This window comes from Micromonospora chalcea, from assembly GCF_002926165.1.
Lineage (GTDB): Bacteria > Actinomycetota > Actinomycetes > Mycobacteriales > Micromonosporaceae > Micromonospora > Micromonospora chalcea.
Genome location: NZ_MAGP01000067.1, coordinates 93,703 through 111,699, shown reverse-complemented (window position 1 = coordinate 111,699; position 17,997 = coordinate 93,703). Strand labels below are relative to the sequence as shown.

The 17,997-nt window shown below is 74.2% G+C and carries 16 protein-coding genes; 5 read left to right on the top strand and 11 right to left on the bottom strand.

Annotated elements, in window-relative coordinates; all coding sequences use genetic code 11:
• Positions 1-84: 84 nt before the first annotated feature.
• The 5 genes from BAW75_RS07560 to BAW75_RS07540 are packed head-to-tail and all read right to left on the bottom strand — an operon-like array spanning position 85 to position 6,334.
• On the bottom strand, positions 85-822 hold the full coding sequence (locus BAW75_RS07560) for an FAD:protein FMN transferase (protein WP_104113060.1): 738 nt from the start codon (positions 820-822) through the stop codon (positions 85-87).
• A 35-nt stretch (positions 823-857) separates the two neighbouring features.
• Positions 858-1,454, bottom strand: coding sequence for an FMN-binding protein (locus BAW75_RS07555; RefSeq protein ID WP_104113056.1), 597 nt, complete (start codon positions 1,452-1,454; stop codon positions 858-860).
• A 13-nt stretch (positions 1,455-1,467) separates the two neighbouring features.
• Positions 1,468-2,883, bottom strand: a complete 1,416-nt coding sequence (locus tag BAW75_RS07550; protein WP_104113055.1) for a ferredoxin reductase family protein — start codon at positions 2,881-2,883, stop codon at positions 1,468-1,470.
• Positions 2,880-4,253, bottom strand: a complete 1,374-nt coding sequence (locus BAW75_RS07545; RefSeq protein ID WP_244206030.1) for a DUF1501 domain-containing protein — start codon at positions 4,251-4,253, stop codon at positions 2,880-2,882. The genes BAW75_RS07550 and BAW75_RS07545 overlap by 4 nt, the downstream gene beginning before the upstream one ends.
• Positions 4,254-4,267: 14 nt before the next feature.
• The gene (locus BAW75_RS07540) at positions 4,268-6,334 is read right to left on the bottom strand and encodes a DUF1800 domain-containing protein (RefSeq protein ID WP_064448260.1); all 2,067 of its coding nucleotides are present in this window, start codon (positions 6,332-6,334) and stop codon (positions 4,268-4,270) included.
• A 446-nt stretch (positions 6,335-6,780) separates the two neighbouring features.
• On the opposite strand from BAW75_RS07540, the gene BAW75_RS07535 reads away from it, so the two are divergent.
• Positions 6,781-7,038, top strand: a complete 258-nt coding sequence (locus BAW75_RS07535) for a DUF3040 domain-containing protein (protein ID WP_043329246.1) — start codon at positions 6,781-6,783, stop codon at positions 7,036-7,038.
• 51 nt (positions 7,039-7,089) lie between these two features.
• Here the strand turns inward: BAW75_RS07535 and BAW75_RS07530 are convergent, their stop codons facing one another.
• Positions 7,090-8,034 carry an SWIM zinc finger family protein gene (locus BAW75_RS07530; RefSeq protein WP_104113053.1) on the bottom strand — a complete coding sequence of 315 codons (945 nt, stop codon included), beginning with the start codon at positions 8,032-8,034 and terminating at the stop codon, positions 7,090-7,092.
• A complete protein-coding gene (locus tag BAW75_RS07525; RefSeq protein ID WP_104113052.1) occupies positions 8,031-11,372 on the bottom strand; it encodes a DEAD/DEAH box helicase in 3,342 nt (1,113 codons plus the stop codon). The genes BAW75_RS07530 and BAW75_RS07525 overlap by 4 nt, the downstream gene beginning before the upstream one ends.
• Positions 11,373-11,455: 83 nt before the next feature.
• Here BAW75_RS07525 and BAW75_RS07520 point away from each other — a divergent pair, with 83 nt between their 5' ends.
• The gene (locus BAW75_RS07520) at positions 11,456-12,316 is read left to right on the top strand and encodes a carbohydrate kinase family protein (protein WP_104113051.1); all 861 of its coding nucleotides are present in this window, start codon (positions 11,456-11,458) and stop codon (positions 12,314-12,316) included.
• Positions 12,317-12,320: 4 nt separating this feature from the next.
• Here BAW75_RS07520 and BAW75_RS07515 read toward each other — a convergent pair whose 3' ends face one another.
• Entirely contained in the window at positions 12,321-12,842 is a 522-nt protein-coding gene (locus tag BAW75_RS07515; protein WP_104113050.1) for a DinB family protein, read from the bottom strand.
• An 86-nt stretch (positions 12,843-12,928) separates the two neighbouring features.
• Between BAW75_RS07515 and BAW75_RS07510 the strand changes: the two genes are divergently transcribed.
• On the top strand, positions 12,929-13,135 hold the full coding sequence (locus BAW75_RS07510; protein ID WP_064448256.1) for a hypothetical protein: 207 nt from the start codon (positions 12,929-12,931) through the stop codon (positions 13,133-13,135).
• A 9-nt stretch (positions 13,136-13,144) separates the two neighbouring features.
• On the opposite strand, the gene BAW75_RS07505 is transcribed toward BAW75_RS07510, so the two are convergent.
• A complete protein-coding gene (locus BAW75_RS07505) occupies positions 13,145-14,290 on the bottom strand; it encodes a polysaccharide pyruvyl transferase family protein (RefSeq protein ID WP_064448255.1) in 1,146 nt (381 codons plus the stop codon).
• Positions 14,291-14,364: 74 nt separating this feature from the next.
• The gene (locus BAW75_RS07500) at positions 14,365-14,943 is read right to left on the bottom strand and encodes a TetR/AcrR family transcriptional regulator (protein WP_104113049.1); all 579 of its coding nucleotides are present in this window, start codon (positions 14,941-14,943) and stop codon (positions 14,365-14,367) included.
• 92 nt (positions 14,944-15,035) lie between these two features.
• Between BAW75_RS07500 and BAW75_RS07495 the strand changes: the two genes are divergently transcribed.
• Both BAW75_RS07495 and BAW75_RS07490 read left to right on the top strand, forming a co-directional pair.
• The gene (locus tag BAW75_RS07495) at positions 15,036-15,611 is read left to right on the top strand and encodes a dihydrofolate reductase family protein (protein WP_104113048.1); all 576 of its coding nucleotides are present in this window, start codon (positions 15,036-15,038) and stop codon (positions 15,609-15,611) included.
• 41 nt (positions 15,612-15,652) lie between these two features.
• The gene (locus BAW75_RS07490) at positions 15,653-16,585 is read left to right on the top strand and encodes a phosphotransferase (protein WP_104113047.1); all 933 of its coding nucleotides are present in this window, start codon (positions 15,653-15,655) and stop codon (positions 16,583-16,585) included.
• Positions 16,586-16,676: 91 nt separating this feature from the next.
• On the opposite strand, the gene BAW75_RS07485 is transcribed toward BAW75_RS07490, so the two are convergent.
• The gene (locus BAW75_RS07485; protein WP_104113046.1) at positions 16,677-17,903 is read right to left on the bottom strand and encodes an ROK family transcriptional regulator; all 1,227 of its coding nucleotides are present in this window, start codon (positions 17,901-17,903) and stop codon (positions 16,677-16,679) included.
• Positions 17,904-17,997 lie beyond the last annotated feature (94 nt).

Sequence of the window (17,997 nt, the reverse complement as noted above, 5' to 3'; positions counted from 1 at the left end):
CCCCTCACCCGCCCCCCCCCCCGATGCCGTTGATCAAGGAGTTTGTGTCCTCCAGCGCGGGCTAAACGGACACAAACTCCTTGATCACCGCGCTGGGGTGGGGATGGTGGGGAGGGTGCGGGAGTGGTGCAGGTGGGCGTCCTCGGTGACCACTGCGTGCTGCCAGGGGGACGGTAGGCGGTCGAGCCAGGTCAGGCCCTGGGTGCCCATGGCCACCGCGGCTGTCGCGTACGCGTCGGCCACACCCAGGTCCCCGCCGGCCACCGTCACCGAGCGCAGGCCCTTCGCCGGTACGCCCCGGCGCGGGTCCAGCACGTGGTGCCCGCGCTCGTACACGCCGGAGGTGGCGACCGCCAGGTCGGTGCCGGTCAGCACCAGACAGGTCGCCGCCGGGTCCCAGGGATGCCGCACCCCGATCCGCCACGGCTGTCCGGCCGCGTCGTGGCCGCGTACCCGCACGTCGCCGCCCGCGTTCACGCAGTGGTTCGGCGAGCCGGCGGCGACCAGCCGGTCCGAGGCGACCTGCGCCGCCCAGCCCTTGACGTAGCCGGACGGGTCGAGCCGCCCGGTCGCGTACACGTCGAAGAACCCGTCGGTGGCGGTCCACAGGTCGGCGCAGGCCGCCAGCACGGCGCGCAGGTCGGCGGAGGCGTCGGCGGGCCGCAGCTCGCCCCGGTCGATCCGGCACACCTCGCTGTCGTCCCGGTACGTGCTGAACCGCGCGTCCACCTCGCGCAGCCAGCCGAACGTGTCCTCGGCCAGCTCGTGCAGGGTCCCCGGGGGCAGGTCGTCGGCCAGGTCCAGGCTGATCGCCGTACCCATGACGTGCTCGACCCGGCGCAGGCCGGAACGAACCGTCACGCCTTGTCCAGCGCGGCCTGCAACGACTGCTTGTACGCGGTGCTGGTGTACGTGGCCCCGGAGACGGTGCTCAGGTTGGCGCTCTGCCGGGCCACCACCTCACCGGACGTGCCGCTGTAGCGGGCCTGCACGTCGTCGCTGCGCTGCCCGGACTGCCCGCCCAGCGGCAGTCCGATCGCCGTGGCGTCGACGACCCGGCTGCCGCTGAGCGTGATCCGCACCTGCAGTGAGCCGTACTCGTAGGTGACCGACGGCCCGGTCACCGTGCGGGTGGTGACCTTCGGCGCGCTGGTGGTGGTCCGCGGCGCGGCGGGTGCGGTGCTGGTTCGCGTGCCGCCCTGGCTGGCCGGGCTGCGGTCGGCGGACGCCTTCGGGGTGGGCTTCGCCGAGGCGCGCGACGACGGCGTGGCGCTGCCGGACGCGGCGGCGGTGGGCGACGGCGGCTCGGGCGCGGCCGAGCCGCCCGGGGCGACCGGAGCCAGCGGCAGCGGCGCGTCCGGCAGGGTCTGCCCACTGCCCGGCGCGCCCTTGAGTACCACGAGCGCGGTGGTGCCGGCGGCCAGTCCGGTGATCGCGAGGAGCGCGCGACGCATGGTGGTGCCTTTCCTACAGCTCGAACGCGGTCAGGTGGATCTGGCGGCGGGGCACGCCGGCCGCGCGCAGCGCGGCGACCGCCTCGTCGACCAGGCCGCCCGGGCCGCACAGGTAGACGTCGCGCCGGGTCAGGTCGGGCACCAGGCGGCGCAGCCCCTCCGGGTTCATCACCTGGCGGGGGCCGGGGTCGTCACGGCGGCCCACGACGTACCAGACGGAGGTCTGCCGGGCCTGCGCGAGCCAGTCCAGCTCCTGGTGCAGCAGCACGTCGGCCGGGGTGCTCGCGCGGTAGATCAGCGCCGCGCCGGGCGGCAGCTCCTCCAGCATGGCCCGCAGCGGGGCGATACCGCTGCCGCCGGCGATGAGCAGCGTCCGCTCCCGGGTGCGGTGCGCGGCCGTGAACGTGCCGGAGGGGCCCTGCGCCCAGACCCGGGTGCCCGGCGTCAGGTCGCGCAGCTCGGCGGTGTACCCGCCGACGACCTTCACCGTGATCCGCAGCCACCTGTCGTTGCCGGCGGCGGAGACGGAGAACGGGTGCGACTGCCACCAGCAGCCGGGGTTGAGGAACCGCCAGCGGAAGAACTGCCCGCCGAGCAGGTCGATCTGGTTGAGCCGCTGCCCGGTCAGGTAGACCGACACGGTGTCCTGGCTCTCCGCCACCACGTCGGCGACGCGCAGCCGGTGCCGCAGGTTGAACGCCAGCGGCGCGAGCACCCGGCCCCACACCAGCGCGGCCACCACCAGCACGTATCCGGCGATCCAGCCGGTACGCACCAGGCCCGGCTGGTGCAGCTGCGCGCCGTTGCTGAACTGGTGCGCGTAGCCGAGCAGCAGCGTGAGGTAGCTGGCCGCGTGCAGCAGGTGCCACAGCTCGTACGGCAGGCGGCTGCGCACCGCGCCGACCGCGGTGACCGCGACGGTGACCAGCACGCCGGCCGCGGCGAACGCGGTGATCATGTCCTCGTAGTCGGTCAGCAGCACGCCGACCTCGGCGAGCACCGAGTTGCGCTCCTGCCGGGAGTAGCCGACCACCAGCAGCGACATGTGCGTGAGCACCGCCACCAGCAGCGTCGCGCCGAGGTCCCGGTGCAGCCGGGAGATCCGCTCGCCGCCGAGCGCGCGTTCCAGCACGCCGAGCCGGCTCATCATCAGCACCTGGACCAGCAGCAGGTAGCCGGCGATCAGGCCGGTGATCCGGCCGCCCGCGGTGAGCAGGTCGGCGGTGTCGGTGAGCGACCCGGCCGGGGTGTCCAGCCACCACGGCACCACCGCGGCGACCAGCCCGAGCCAGAAGAGCGCGGCGAGCGCCCGCCGGGCGCCGGGTCCGCGGCGCGGACGAGCCGGGGGTACGGGAGCAGCCGGACGGCCGCCGTACGGGGCGGAGTGCCCGGTACGACGGCCGGCGGCGCGGGTTTCCTGGTACGTCACGCGTAGATCTTGACCGGGGTGAACTTCTGCCGGGGGAAGATTTTGTCCACCTCGGCGTTTGTCAGGCCGAAGCGGCCCTGCGCGACCGATCCGTAGACGTTGAACATGTTGTTGTACTCCGGCACGTCGCCGCTGTCCAACTTGTCCAGCCCGTTCCAGGTGCCGAGCAGCGAGCTGGCCAGCTTGCGGCCGGACAGCACGGTGACCACGCCGCCGTGGCCGTGGTCGGTGCCGCCGCCGTTCGAGGCGACCCGGCGGCCGAACTCGCTGGACACCATGATCGTCACGTCCGCCGCCTGGTCGCCCAGGTCGGTGAAGAACGCGGCCATCGCGGCGGCCAGCTCGTTGAGCCGCCGCCAGAGCTGGCCGCCCTCGCGGGTGCCCTGGTTCTCGTGGGTGTCGTAGCCGCCCATGCCGACGGTGGCCACCCGCACGTTCGCGCCGCCCTTGATGAGCTGGGCGAGCTGCTTGAACGAGTTGCCGACGCCCCGGTACTCGACGCCCTCGGCGGCGGCGTACGGCTTGGCAGCCAGCTTCTGGGCGGTGGCGAGCGCGCCCATGCCCTCGATGACCGCTTCCTCCACCGGGTGGTTGATGCCGGTGAACAGGCCGCGGATCGCCTTCTCGGTGGCCGCCCGGAACTTGTCGTCGCCGTTGAGCCGCAGGTCGCCGACGCTGTTGAGGGAGATCGCGCCGTTCACGCCGACGAGCGAGCGCGGCAGCGTGCTGCCGATGCCGACGCTGCGGAACGCGGTGCCCTTGCCGAGCGCGTCGACCAGGCTGTCCAGCCAGCCCCGGCCGCCGATCCGGCCGGGCAGGCCGCCCAGGTTGCAGGCGTCGGCGGCCTGGAAGTGGCTGCGGGACAGCCGCGGGTCGGACGCGGCCGGCACGAAGCCGAGCTGACCGGCCTTGAGCCACTTCTCCAGCGGCGCGAACGCGCTGGTCAGCTTGAAGCCGCGGGCCAGCGCCAGCGAGTCCTCGCCGAGCAGCAGGTCCGGGCGGGCCTTGGTGAGCACCGGGTCGCTCGCCGGGGCGACCAGGCTCAGCCCGTCCAGCCCGCCGTAGAGGAAGACGTGGATCAGCGTGCCGGTCTTGGTCGCGGCGAACGACGCCGACGTGGTGACGAACTGGGCCGTCGCCAGCGCGGTCGCGGTGGCCGCGGCGCCCGCGACGAAGGTACGGCGGGTGACGCCCCGGCCGTCCTGCTGCGCCTCCTCGATCTCCTCCAGCCGGCGGTACCGGTCGGCCTCGGCCGCGCTCTCGGCCGCGACGATGTCCGCCTCCGCGCGCAGCAGCGCCTCGGCCGGGTTGTCGGCCAGCCGCCGCAGGTCGGGGCATTCGGGGTGCAGGGGGTACGGGTTCACGGTCATCTCCATCGAATGCCTCACCGGAGGTGGTGCTGGGGGGACGCGAGGATCGTCCGCGCGACAGCGGCGATGGCCCCGTTGAAGGTGGCGTCGACCTTGGCGCTCTCGGCGACCCCGGCCACGGCGAGCACGAGCTTCTTCTCCTTGGCGCTGAGCTTCTGGTGCACCAGCCGCTGGGCCAGCGCGTCCACGTACGCCCCGGCGGTGGCCGGCGGCTTCGCCACCAGCTTCTCCGGCTTGGCGAAGGTGAACTGCTTGCGGTAGCCGGCGATCAGGTCGCCCGCCTCGTTCCAGCCGTCGATCATCGTGCCGGCCGAGGTCCAGGCCAGGTAGACGTCGGCGTAGCCGTCCGGGGTGGGCTTGCCCATCGGGTACTGGCCGAGTTCGCGCATCTTGTCCTGGATCTGCCGCAGGCCCTGCGCGAACGGGGTCCGCCGATTGTCGCCGGAGTAGCCGGGGGCCGCGTCCGGCGAGACGCCGAGCGCCCGGTACGTGGCGACCAGGTACTCCATCGGGCGGCGTACCTTCTGGCCGACCGCGGCCCAGAACTCCGAGGAGCTGAACAGCGTCGCCAGCACCGGGCGGATCTGCCCCTTGTTCGTGGTGTACGCCTTGGCGAGCCGGTCCACCACGGACTTCGGCGGGGTGTCGGAGACGAACCGGGTGGCGAGGTTCTGCGCCACGTACCGGGCGGTCGACGGGTGCGTCGCGATGTAACGGATGTACGAGTCGATGACCTTGTCGGCGGCCACCGGATCGTCGGAGTTGTTGGCGTGGCTGAACCCGAGGATCTTCACCTTGCCGAGGTAGTGCCGCTCGGCGAAGAACTTGTACTTGCCGTCGGCGACACCGCGTCCGGTCTGCAGCAGCGCGGCCTGGCGTACGTCCTTCTCGGTGTAGCCACCGTCGACGCCGACGGAGTACAGCTCCAGGTTCTCCCGGGCCAGGTTCTCGTTGACCGCGTCCTTGCGCGAGTCGACCTGGTTCAGGTAGAGCAGCAGCGCCGGGTGCTTGTTCGCGGCGACGAGCATCTCCGGGTAGCTGCCGAGCGCGTGCTTGCGGATGACGTCCCGGTCGAACGCGTTGCGGTAGTTCTCCCCGCCGTCGAAGTCGGCGGCGACGTGCAGGAAGTCGTTCCAGAAGTCGACCATCACCTCGAACAGCTGCCGGTCCGACCAGATCTGCCGGGCGATGGTGGCGTCCACCGTCTCCCGGGCCGGGTCGACGCCCTTCTCGTTGAGCTGCTCGCGCTGGTCGCGCAGCTGCGTCGGGCTGAGCTTGAGTGACTGCAGCTCGGCCAGCTTCAGCTCCGCCTTGGTCGGGGCGATCTTCTCCGGTTCGAGCTGCTGGCGCAGCCAGTCGTCGATGCCGAGCCGCTTGATGTCGGCGAGCATCTTCGGGGTCGCGCCGAACGTGGTGCGGGTGGCGAGGTGCCGGATCGGATCCTTGGCGAGCACCGTCTTCACGGTCACCTTGGTCGCCTCGGCGGCGGCGGCCGGGCTGCCGTAGAGCCGGCCGCCGGTGGGCGCGTTGCGCTTGAGCGCCTCGCCCGCCCGGGAGCCCATGTAGCTCTCGTTCTGCTCGGTGTAGGTCCGCACGGTGCTGGGCTGCTGGCCGCTCGGCCGCGCCGCGTTGCCGTCGGTGGTGACGGTGCCGGTGGCGTCACCGGCCGCTGCGTCACCGGTGAACAGTCCGCGTACCTGCGGAGACAGCGCGAAGGCGGCGCCACCGGCGACCACCGCGGCCCCACCGAGGGTGGCCAGCGCGCGGCGGCGACCCCGGTTCGGCGGCTCGTCGCCGTCGTCGTCCAGCGTGGGCAGTCCCGGGCCGGGCGGCGGGCCGTACCCGCCGGCGGGCTGGGCGTAGCCGCCCTGCTGGGGGAAGCCGCCCTGCGGCGGGTAGCCACCGGCGGCGGGGGCGAAGCCGTCCGGTCCGACCCACTGCGGGCCCGGCGCGGGGGCGGGGTGAGCGCCGGCGTACGGCGCGGCGTGCGGGTCGCGGTACCCGTCCGGATGGGGGTGCTGGTATCCGTCCCAGCCGCGGTCGTCCCGGGGTCGACGCGGTGGCACGTTCAGGTCGGCCATGTACCTATCCCGTTTTCTTCGAGTGCCGGCACGCCTGCCACCCGGGGGGTCGGGTGGCGCAGGGGCGGCGACGGTTGCCGGAGAAGTTGCCTACGGGAAAGTAGCCAGGCCGTCCCGGCCGCTCAAGGCACGCCGGATGCGCCCGCGAGCGCACTTAAGACGGTGCTCAGGCCCGCCGCGGAGGACCCGGCGGGGCGGCGAGTGCGCGGCGACGTCCGGAGCAGGGCCGATCCGGTCACGCACCGCCCGAACGCGAGGTTTCGCAGCCCGGCGACGCCGCCGGGGGCGTTCACCGCCTCACCGAAACTTAAGGTACGGATAAGCCTGCGCTGAGAACCTCGTTCCGCCTGTCCGGTCCGGCGAAACAGCAGCAGCGGCGGCGCGTGACCGCCCTCCGATCCGGGTATGCCGCCGAACCGCTGAAGCCGTGAGGGGAAGGCACCGCCATGCTCAGCCAAGAGGATCAGCGCAGGTTCGAACAGATCACCCGCCGTCTGCGGGAGAGCGACCCTCGGTTCTTCGCCCGGTTGGACAGCCGGATAAAGGGACGCCGGGGCCGGTACATGATGCTGCTGACGATCGTGCTGTGGGCCTCGCTACCGGCGATGACAGTACTGGTCGGACGGCTGGCCGGGGCGATCTGCGCGGTGGTGCTGGTCGCCAACGCCGCCGTGATGTGGCGTTTCCGCCGCCGATTGCTGTAGGCGTAAGGAAGGGCCCCTTCTTAACGCCTCCGGTAGAGGAAGGGCCCCTTCTTAACGCGCGCCTTCGGCGCGACCGAACTCCGTGGGCGACGCGCCCCCGGTGCTGCCGAACTCCCGGTACGCCCGGCGCAGCCGCTCGGCCAGCCCCGGCCCGCCGATCGCGGCACCGGGCGACCCGAGCTGGCGCAGCAGCAGCTCCGGGCCGGTGGCGAGCGTGGGCGGCCGGTCCGGCAGCGCCACCGGCGCCAGCCAGAACCGGTCCAGCTCCTCGTCCGGCTCGACCGCCGGCACCCCGGCCAGGGCCCGCGCCGCGCCGACGACCGGCACACCCGTCGTCGCCGCCGGGTCCGGCCCGGCGCCCGGGACCGATGCCGGGCCCGCGCCGAGCACACCGCCGTCCGCCACGGCGCCGCGCAGCGTACGCAGCCGGTCGAGCAGTTCGGCGCGGGACCGGCCACGCCAGTGCAGCAGGTGGAACGGGTCGGCGTCGAACGCCTCGGCGAGCAGGTAGAACGTGGCCGCCAGGTGTTTGCACGGCACCGCGAAGTCGGGGCAGCCGCAGCTCTGGTCCAGCTCGTCGATCTCGGCCGGGAACAGCGGCGCGCCCGCCTCGGCGAACAGCTCCTCCAACTCGGCCGGCAGGTCACCGGCGAGCAGCCGGGCGCTGAAGAACGCCTGCCCGGCCAGCTCCGACTCCAGCCGCCGCCACACCTTCTCCGGGTACGCGGCCAACCCGATCCGCACCGGGTAGGGGCGCGGCCGGGAGCCCTGCACCTCGGCGGTGACCTTGCCGGGCGACACGTCCAGCCGGAGCACCTGCCCCCGGCGCGCGTACGCCCGGCCGCGGGTGAGCCGGGAGCCGAGCGCGAACGACTCCAGCACCTCCACGAACCGCCGGGACCACCAGGACTGCCCGATCGCGCCTCTGGTGCTGCGCGCCCGCAGGCCACCCTCGACCCGCAGCGGCGGCCGGTAGTCGTCAAAGCGGGGGCTCACTCGACCACCGCCCCGGACTCCAACGTGAACAGGTCCCGCAGCGTGTCGGTGGACAGCTCGGTGATCCACTGCTCGCCGCTGCCCACCACGGACCGGGCCAGGCTGCGCTTGTCCGCGATCATCGCGGCCACCTTCTCCTCGACGGTGCCGGCGCAGACGAACTTGCGTACCTGCACGCGGCGGCGCTGTCCGATGCGGAACGCCCGGTCGGTGGCCTGGTCCTCGACGGCCGGGTTCCACCACCGGTCCACGTGCACCACGTGGTTGGCGGCGGTCAGCGTGAGACCGGTGCCGCCGGCCTTGAGCGACAGCACGAACAGCGGCGGCCCCTGCGGCGACTGGAAGCGGGTCACCATGGCGTCCCGGTCGGCCTTGCCGACGCCGCCGTCCCCCAGCAGCACCTCCCGGCCGGTACGCGCCGACAGGTGCCCGCGCAGCATGCCGCCGAACTCGGCGTACTGGGTGAACAGCAGCGCCTTCTCCTCCGCGGCGAGCACCTCGTCGACGATCTCGTCGAGGCGTTCCAGCTTGCCGGAGCGGCCGTCCAGCGCGGAGCCGTCGTGCAGCAGCTGGGCGGGGTGGTTGCAGACCTGCTTGAGCCGGGTCATGGTGGCCAGCACCAGCCCGCGCCGCTCGATGCCGTCGCTGGACTCGATCTTCGCCATCATGTCGTCCACCACGGCCTGGTAGAGCGCGGCCTGCTCGGCGGTGAGGTTGCAGACCACCTCCATCTCCAGCTTCTCCGGCAGGTCGGTGATGATCGTCGGGTCGGTCTTGAGGCGGCGCAGCACGAACGGGCCGGTGATCCGGCGCAGCCGCTCGGCGACCTCGGCGTCGCCGTGCCGCTCGATCGGTTCGGCGAAGCGCTTGCGGAACGTCGCGGCCGGGCCGAGCAGCCCCGGATTCGCGAACTGCATGATCGACCAGAGGTCGGCGAGCCGGTTCTCCACCGGCGTACCGGTGACCGCGACCCGGTGCCGCGCGGGCAGCGACCGGACCGCCTCGGCCTGCCGGGTGGCGGCGTTCTTGATCGCCTGCGCCTCGTCCACCACCACCCGGTGCCAGTCGACGCCGGCCAGCTCGAACGCGTCCCGGGCGGCCACCGAGTACGTGGTGAGCACCAGGTCCGCCTCGCCCACCGCGGTGGCGAAGCCCTCGCCCCGGGCGCGCTCGGCGCCGTGGTGCACGTGCACGCGCAGGCCGGGCGCGAACTTCGCCGCCTCCCGCTGCCAGTTGCCGACGAGCGACATCGGGCAGACCAGCAGCGTGGGCCCGGCCTCCGGCGGGTCACCGGCGAGCAGCGCGAGCAGTTGGACGGTCTTGCCCAACCCCATGTCGTCGGCGAGGATGCCGCCGAGCCCGAGCGACTGGAGGAACGCCAGCCAGGCCAGCCCGCGCCGCTGGTACGGCCGCAGCCTCCCGGTGAAACCCGGCGGCGGGTCGGCCGGGGTGAGCCGCCGTTCCGCCTCACCGGCGAGCAGCTCGCCGAGCGCGCCGTCGGCGACCACGTCCAGCACCGGCAGCTCACCGGCACTGTCGTCACCGGACAGTCCCATCCGCAGCAGGTCGGCCACCGTCAGCTCGCCGGAGGAGCGCAGCAGCTTCAGCCCGGCCTCCAGCCGCTGCGGGTCCAGCTCGACCCACCGGCCGCGCAGCCGGACCAGCGGCGACTTCAGGTCGGCCAGCGACGCCAGTTCCTCGGCGGTCAGCGGCTGGTCGCCGAGCGCCAGCTCCCAGCGGTAGTCGACGAGTGCGTCCAGCCCCAGCTTCCCGGCGCTGGTGGCCACCGCTCCCGGCGCGCTCCGGCTGCGCGCCCGCAGCCGCGCGCCGAGCCGCGACGAGGAACGCCGCCACCACGACGGCAGCAGCACCCCGAACCCGGCCGCGTGCAGCACCGGCGCGCCCTCACGCAGGAACCGGTGCGCGCCGTCGGCGTCCAGTTCCATGCCTTCCGGCGCGGCGGTACGCAACGCGGCGTCCACCTCGGGCCACAGCCGGCTGGCCCGGCCCAGCTCGGCCAGGAGCGTCTCCTGCGGCTCCACGCCCCGGGCGGTCAGCGCCGGCGCGGGCCGCTGCCAGATGTGCGCGGCGTCCACCACGAGCCCCGGCTCGTCGGCCGGGTGCAGGCCGAACTCGACCCGCCAGACGGCGTCCTCGACCAGCTCGGCGACCGGGTCGACGTCCGGCTCGACCAGGCGGAACGTGGCCCGTACCGCGCCGCCCGCGGCGTCGCGCTGCCAGGCGTCCAGTTCGTCGCGCAGCGTCGCCAGCGCGTCCGGCTCGGCGGGGAACGCCCGCTCCGGGCCGGTCAGCGCGGCCAGCCAGCGCGGCACCGCGCCGACCGGGCGCATTCCCCGGTGCAGCCGGGTGTCGGCCAGCGCCACCCGGGCGGCGGCGTCGACCAGCGCGTCCAGCGCCTCGGCGACCAGCTCACCGGCCCCGATGTCGCCGGATCGCCCGGCCCACGCGCCGCCCGCCGGTTCGCCCGCCCGGCTGCTGTCCCGGACGGACCCGCTCGGCGAGCGCCCGCCCGGCATGGGCTCGGCGGCGTCCGTCCGCACATGCGCCGACGCCGGGGCGGCGGCCCCGCCAGGGCCTTCGCCCGCACCGACCGACGCCGCTGCCGGGCCCCACGGCTCGGGCCGCCATTCCCGGGCGGCGCGGGCCGCCGGCGGCAACGCCGTCGCCAGGTCGCGCGCCCAGCCCGCGTCGGTGCCGGTGAGCAGCGGCCGCCAGAGCGCCCACCCGGTCGCCACGTCGTCCGCCCCGACGGCCCGCAACCGCCGCCCGGCCCTCGCGCCGGAGGCCGCCGGTGACCGCCGCGCTGAGGCACGCCGGCCGGTCGCGGCCGGCCCGCCGTCGGGTCCACCACCACCGGGGTACGCGTCGAGCGCGACCGGCAGCAGCCGGCCGCGTGCGACCAGGTCGGTGGCGAAGTCGGCCAGCTCGCACAGGTGACGCAGGCTCGCCCCGACCGGGCCCGGCGTCGGCGCGCGCAGCAGCTCGTACGCGGCGTCCGGGGCGTACCCCAGGGCCGGGACCCGCCATCCGGCGCGGGTGACCGGGCCGCGGACCGGTTCCCCGACGGTGGCCCGGATCAGTTCCGGCGAGTCCACCGGCGAGCCGGCGCGGGTCGGCAGGTCCAGCAGGACGGAGACCGGCTCGCCCGGCATGCCGTCGAGCGCGGCGGCGAGCGTGGCGTGGTCGGCGGCGAACGGGTGCGGGCGCTCGCGCGGGACGCGGCCGGGCCGGCGGGGCCCGCGCGCCGGGCGCGTGCTGTCCTCGGCCCACAGGGCGAGCCCGCTACCGGGCAGCCACAGCCCGTGGATGACCAGCACTGCTCCCCCTCGCCGACGCCGGGGCCGGAAGACGGCGCCCGGGGAGTCAGGATAGGCCGCCGGGCGTCGCTATCGTCGGCGCCATGGTCGACCTTCTCGTGCTCGGCGGGCTCGGTGTGGACGTCCGCGTCCAGGTGCCCGCGCTGCCGCCGCCCGTCGCCGACTCGCTGCTGGTGCCGCCGATCGACATGCGGATCGGCAACACCGGCGCCGGGGTGGCGCTGGCCGCGCACGCGCTCGGCCTGCGGGTGGCGCTCGTCGACGTGCTGGGCGCCGACCCGGCAGGTGACGTGGTGCGGGCGGCGCTGGCGCGTACCTCGGTGCGGTCCACGCTCGCGGACGCGCCGGCCGGCACCCGCCGCTCGGTGAACCTGGTCGACCCGGCCGGGCGGCGGATGTCGCTGCACGACCCGCGCCCGTGGTCGGGGCCGGCGCCGTTCGCCGACGCGGAGCTGGCCGCGCTCGTGGCCGAGGCGACCCACGTCCACCTGTCGATCATGGATTGGGCCCGGGACTCGCTGCCGGTGCTGCGCGCCGCCACGTCGGTCTCCACCGACCTGCACGACTGGGACGGCGAGAACGACTACCACCGTCCGTTCGCCCGGATCGCGGACCTGGTCTTCGTCAGCGACACCCGGCTCGGCGAGCGGGCCGCGAAGGAGGCGGCCGAGCTGGCGCCGCGCACGGTGCTGGTCACCGGCGGCGCGGCCGGCGCGACGCTGCACACCCCCGGCGCGCCGCCCGCACACGTGCCCGCCGCCACCCCGCCGGGGCCGGTGGTGGACACCAACGGCGCCGGGGACGCGTTCGCGGCCGGGGTGATCGCCGCCCGGCTGCGCGGCGCGGACGTGCTCGACGCGGCCCGGTACGCCGCCCGGGTGGCCGCCGCGGCCTGTACGCACGACGGGATGGAGTATCCGGACGGGCTGCTCCCCCGGGCCTGAGGCGTCAGATCGCGCCGGTCTCGCCGTCGGTCAGCTCGCGCAGGATGTCGGCGTGCCCGGCGTGCCGGGCGGTCTCCTCGATCAGGTGCACCAGCACCCAGCGCAGCGACACCTCGCCGAGTTGCGGGTGCGGCACCACGTGATCGAGGTCGAACCGCGCGGCGACCCGCCGGGATTCGTCGCAGGCCGCCTCGTACGCGGCGGCGAGCGTCTCGACCGTGTCGCCGGGGCGCAGCGCGAAGCTGGCGTCGGCGTCGGCCTGGGAGGTGAGGTAGACGTCGCCCGGCTCCGGGGCGAACAGGCGGCGGAACCAGTTCCCCTCGACCACCGTCAGGTGCTTGAGCAGCCCGGCCAGGGTGGTCAGCGAGGGCACCAGACGCCGGCTGGCGTCGGCGTCGGTCAGGCCGCGCACCTTGCGCAGCACGGTGCTCCGGTGGAAGTCGAGGAACGCGTCGAGGATCGCCCGTTCGCCGCCCGTACGGGCGAGGACCGGACCGAGAGTCGGATCGATCGTCGGGTGCGCCATCCCCGGGACCCTAGTACGCACGGTGCCCGGTTCGCTGCCCCGCGTGATCCCCTGCGCGGGCGGGCCGGCCGGGGCAGGATGGGCGCATGGCTTCCACGGTGCAGATCCCCCTGGTGGGCGGCGCGGCCGACGGCGAGACCGTCACCGTCGAGCTGGACAGCAACGGCCGTCCCCCGCTGACCCATCACCACCTCGGGTCCAACGGGCTCGCGGAGGCGCAGATCTACGAGCTGGAGTCGGACGCCCAGCCGGGCCGGGAGTGGGTCTACGCCTGGCGTGGCCCGGCGGTCTGACGACCCGGCTCACACCGCCGGGGTCAGTGACCGGGCCCGGATGCTGTCCAGCACGCTGCGGGTCACCTGCGAGGTGCCGCGCGCCTGCTCGCAGACCTCCGCCACCCGGCGCGCGGTCTCGTCGGCCCGGGCCGCCCGCTCGTCCCACAGCCGGTCCACCTCGGCCAGCAGCGGGCCCTCGACCTCCCGTTCCACGCCGCGCAGCGCCGGCACGCCGAGCCGCTGGGCCAGGTCGAAGACCTTTCCGGCGTACGGCAGCGGCAGGAACGGCGTGCCCATCATGGCCGCGAAGATCAGGAAGTGCAGGCGCATGCCGACCGCGAGGTCGAAGTGGCGCATCAACCCGAGGATCTGCGCCGGACGGTAGTCGCCGTGCAGGATCCGGCCCCGGTCGGCGGCGGTCATGTGCGACAGCACGCCGTGCGAGTGCCGGATGTCGTCGCGTTCCATCGGCACGAACAGCACGTGCGCGTCGATCCGGTGCACCAGGAAGTCACCGATCTGGGCGAGCAGGCGGTGGTAGCCGTCCACGTCGAGCCGTTCGGCCGCCCGGCCCGGCTCGCGCACGCTCAGCCCGACCAGCCGGGAGTTGGCCGGCACGCCCTCCTCACGCAGCCACTGCTCGGGGAACTCCTCCGGTTCCAGCAGGAACGCCGGGTCGGCGGTGACGGTGATGGGATTGATCAGACCGGCCTCCTCCAGCACCATCCGCGACTCCTGGTCCCGGACGGTCACCTCGACTGCCTGCGCCAGCGTCTCGCGCACCATGCCGCTGTCGAGCGTGTCGCTGAGCGGTCCGACACCCACCGCGTACGTGAGCAGCGGCAGCCCGCGTTCCTGGGCGACCCGGACCACCCGCAGGTAGCGCCGGGCCTCCTTGTCGTAGAGGATCCCGCCGCCGCCGAGGATGAGGAGGTCGAGCTGGTTGAGCACCGGGGACGAGTCGACGCGGCTGACGCCCTCCCACGGCACCGCCTCGACCTCGGGGTGGGCCAGCGCGGTGTGCGCGGGGTTGCGGGAGAACACGATGATCCGGGCGTTCGGCTCGTGTCGGCGCAGATCGTCCAGGAGACCCGTGAGGATCGCCTCGTCGCCGAGGTTGCGACCGCCGTAGGAGCCGAGCACGCCGATGGTCAGTCCGGTGCGTTCCCTCATCCGTTGCTCCTTCCCAGGGGTGTCCGCGCCAGCGTTCCCGCTGGCCGCCCCGGGTTAACGCACGGCGAGGAGACTCAACCGGTGGCGTCGCCGACCAGACGGGAGACGAGGTCGGAGACCACCTGATCGGTGTCGAACCCGGCGTCGATCGAGGTGGTGAGCAGGTCGAGCAGGAGCCCGTCGACGGCGTAGTGCAGCAGCGCCACCTCGTACGCCCCGCCCGGTAGTCCGGCGGCGAGGTGGTGGGCGACGTCGTCGGCGTACCCCCGGCGCAGCACGCCGCCGAGCGCGGACCGCAACTCGGGGCGGCGGGCGGCATCCAGCCGCAGTTCGAACAGCGCCCGGGTGAGGCCCGGCTCGCGGGTGGTGCGCGCGACGATGTCGCGCAGGTAGTCGGTCATCAGCGCGAGCGACGGCGCACGGCGGCCGAGGTCGGCCAGCACGGCCGGGTCGGGCTCGATCCGGTCGAAGATCCGTTCGGCCAGGCCGGCGAGCAGCGCCGCGCGGGACGGGAAGTAGTTCGAGGTGGTGCCGGTGGGCACGCCCGCCTCGGCGTCGACCGCCCGGTGGGTCAGCCCGCGCGCGCCGGCGTCGGCGAGCACCCGCAGACCGGCGTCGGCGAGCAGGGTACGGCGTTCCGGGTTCCTGGCCACGCGAACACAGTAGCAACAACCACGACAGGTGTTGTAGATTCGCCACTGAACCACGACAGCCGTCGTGGATCACCTCGGACATCGGAGCCGGTTTGCGCAAGCTCGTGTATTTCGTCGCCAGCACCCTCGACGGCTTCATCGCCGCGCCCGACGGGTCGTTCGACTTCCTCCCGCTGACGCCCGACCTGGCGCCCCACCTGGTGGCCGAGTGGCCCCAGACGCTGCCCACGTTCGCCCACGCCCAGCTCGGCATCGACTCCCCGCCCGCCGGCCGCTTCGACACCGTGCTGATGGGCCGGGCCAGCTACGAGCCCGGCCTGAAGATCGGCGTGACGAGCCCGTACGCCCACCTGGAGCAGTACGTGTTCAGCCGCTCCCTGCCCCCTGCCGACTACCCGGACGTGAACGTCGTCGCCGGTGACCCGGTGGCCTTCGTCCGTGAGCTGAAGACACAACCCGGGCGCGACATCTGGCTCTGCGGCGGCGGGCAGCTCGCCGGTCAGCTCCTCGACGAGATCGACGAGCTGGTGGTCAAGCTCAACCCGGTGGTCGTCGGCAGCGGCATCAAGCTCGTCGACAGCGGCTTCGATCCGCGCCGGCTCACGCTCACCTCGGCGCGCCCGTTCGACGCCGGCGTGGTCGTCCTGCACTACACGCGCAACGAGTAACCCGGTTGCCCCGGACGGCGGGCGGCACGCACCGTGGAACGGTGACGAAGACTCGGCTGCACTGGCACGAACTGCCCGGGCACGTACGCGACGGCGTCGAGGGCGTCCTCGGCGACCGGGTGGTGGCGGCGCACTCGCAGCCGGGCGGCTTCTCCCCCGGCACCGCCGACCGCGTCCGTACCGCAGGTGGTGGCCGGGCCTTCGTCAAGGCGGTCAGCCCGGCGCAGAACGACCGCAGTCCCCACCTGCACCGCGCCGAGGCCCGGATCGCCGCCGCCCTGCCCCCGGACGCGCCCGCGCCCCGGCTGCTCGGCAGCTACGACGACGGCCACTGGATCGCGCTCGTCTTCACCGACGTCGAGGGCCGGCACCCGGCCACGCCGTGGCGTACCGGTGAGCTGGCCGCCGTGCTGTCCACGCTGGAGGCGATGGCGGCGACGCTCACCCCGGCGCCCGCCGCCGCCGGAACCACCACCGCCGCCGAACACCTCGCGTACGACTTCGGCGGCTGGCGGCGCCTCGCCGCCGACCCGCCGGCCGACCTCGACCCGTGGGCCCGGTCCCACCTGCCCGAGCTGTGCGCCGCCGCCGACCGGGGCCTGGCCGCGCTCGCCGGCGACACGCTCTGCCACGGCGACGTCCGCGCCGACAACCTGCTGCTCGGCCCGGACAGATCGGTCACCGTGGTCGACTGGCCGTGGGCCTGTCGCGGGCCGGCCTGGCTGGACACCCTGTTCACCGTCGTCAACGTCCAGGTGTACGGCGGACACGACCCGGACGCGCTGCTCGCCGCCCGGGCACTGACCGCCGATGTGGACCCGGCCGACCTGACCGGCGTGCTTGCCGGCCTCACCGGCTTCTTCCTGGACGGCGCCCGCCAGCCACCCCCACCCGGCATCCCCACGGTCCGAGCGTTCCAGCGCCAACAGGGCGAGGCTCTCCTCCCTTGGCTGACCCACCGCCTGACCTCCTGACCGCCCCGCGCGGAGTGCCGCCGTCGATCTTGGAGTTGTGGCGCCTCACAAGGCTCACCAAAGCGACATCCCAGGCGCCACAACTCCAAGATCAGCGAAGCACCGAGGCGCGGGTGAGGGTGCCGAAGGGGTCGGCGAACAACGGGGTGAAGCCCCGTTCGGCGGCGCCGATCAAGGTGGCGTCGTAGCCGAGCGCGGACACCCGCAGGCGGGCCTTGTCGCGGGAGATGGGCAGCACGTTGGCGGCGATCCGGCTGCGGACGTGGTCGGCGCAGACCGGAAAGACCTCGCTGAGCGTGCCCCCGAAGATCACCACGCCGGGGTTGAACAGATTGATCACGTTCGCCACGCCGATGCCCAGCCAGTCACCGATGTGCCGCAGCGCGTCCCGGGCGGCCGGCTCGCCCCGCGACGCGGCGGCCACCACGGCCCGTACCGCCTCGCGGCCCTTCTCCCCCGCCGGGCGGCCGGCGGCGTCGAGCAGCGCCCGCTCACCGACCTCGGCCTCCAGGCACCCGCGCGAGCCGCAGCCGCAGGGCCTCCCCTGGTACGGGTTCACGAGCATGTGCCCGACCTCGGAGGCGTACCCGCCGTCGCCGTCGAGCAGCTCACCGCCGACGATGATCCCGCCGCCGACGCCCACGTCACCGTGCAGGTAGACGACGTTCTGCACGCCGACTCCGGCGCCCCGCTGGTGCTCGGCCAGCGCGCCCAGGTGCGCCTCGTTGCCGACCAGGACCGGCAGGCCCAGGTCGAGCCGCCGGGCCAGCTCGGCGCCGACCGCCTGGTCGACCCAGCCCATGTCCGGTCCGAAGCGGACCATGCCGTCGCCGGGCCGGATCATCCCGCAGTACGACGCGCCGACGCCCACGCACACCGATCCGGCCGGCGCGGCATGGTGCAGCGCCCGCCCGAAGTCGGCGAGCACCGAGACCACCGAGTCGAGGTCGGCCCCGGCCCGTGGCCGTTCCGCCTCCAGACGGGCCGACACCACGCCGCCGAGCCCGACGCGGGCGGCCACGAGCCGGTCCACGGCGATGTCGAAGGCGAGGACGTAGAAGGTGTCCGAGGCCGGGCGGACCACAAGCGAGGGTCGTCCCGCCCGTCCGCTGCCGCCGGCCGCCACCTCCCGGACCAGACCGGCCGACGCCAGTTCCGCGGTGAGCGCCATGACCGTGCTGCGGTTGACGCCCATCCACTCGGCCAGCTCGACGCGGGTGACCGGGCCGGTCAGGTGGACGCGCCGGAGCAGCGCGCCGAGGTTGGCTCTGCGGCCGTCCCCCTGCGCATGCCGGTCCGCGACCAGGCCCTTCCGCATCGACCACTCCGTCAGACGGCGACTGGCTTGTGACCCGAGAATAGTTGCCGCGCATCGACGGGTGCCAGCGCCCGCCGGTGGCCGCGTACCCGGC

What these genes read in the sequence shown, in the direction of transcription:
- BAW75_RS07560 (WP_104113060.1), bottom strand. Translation starts at nt 822, where the DNA reads ATGGGTACGGCGATCAGCCTGGACCTGGCCGACGACCTGCCCCCGGGG.
- BAW75_RS07555 (WP_104113056.1), bottom strand. Translation starts at nt 1,454, where the DNA reads ATGCGTCGCGCGCTCCTCGCGATCACCGGACTGGCCGCCGGCACCACC.
- BAW75_RS07545 (WP_244206030.1), bottom strand. Translation starts at nt 4,253, where the DNA reads ATGACCGTGAACCCGTACCCCCTGCACCCCGAATGCCCCGACCTGCGG.
- BAW75_RS07540 (WP_064448260.1), bottom strand. Translation starts at nt 6,334, where the DNA reads ATGGCCGACCTGAACGTGCCACCGCGTCGACCCCGGGACGACCGCGGC.
- BAW75_RS07535 (WP_043329246.1), top strand. Translation starts at nt 6,781, where the DNA reads ATGCTCAGCCAAGAGGATCAGCGCAGGTTCGAACAGATCACCCGCCGT.
- BAW75_RS07520 (WP_104113051.1), top strand. Translation starts at nt 11,456, where the DNA reads ATGGTCGACCTTCTCGTGCTCGGCGGGCTCGGTGTGGACGTCCGCGTC.
- BAW75_RS07515 (WP_104113050.1), bottom strand. Translation starts at nt 12,842, where the DNA reads ATGGCGCACCCGACGATCGATCCGACTCTCGGTCCGGTCCTCGCCCGT.
- BAW75_RS07510 (WP_064448256.1), top strand. Translation starts at nt 12,929, where the DNA reads ATGGCTTCCACGGTGCAGATCCCCCTGGTGGGCGGCGCGGCCGACGGC.
- BAW75_RS07505 (WP_064448255.1), bottom strand. Translation starts at nt 14,290, where the DNA reads ATGAGGGAACGCACCGGACTGACCATCGGCGTGCTCGGCTCCTACGGC.
- BAW75_RS07485 (WP_104113046.1), bottom strand. Translation starts at nt 17,903, where the DNA reads ATGCGGAAGGGCCTGGTCGCGGACCGGCATGCGCAGGGGGACGGCCGC.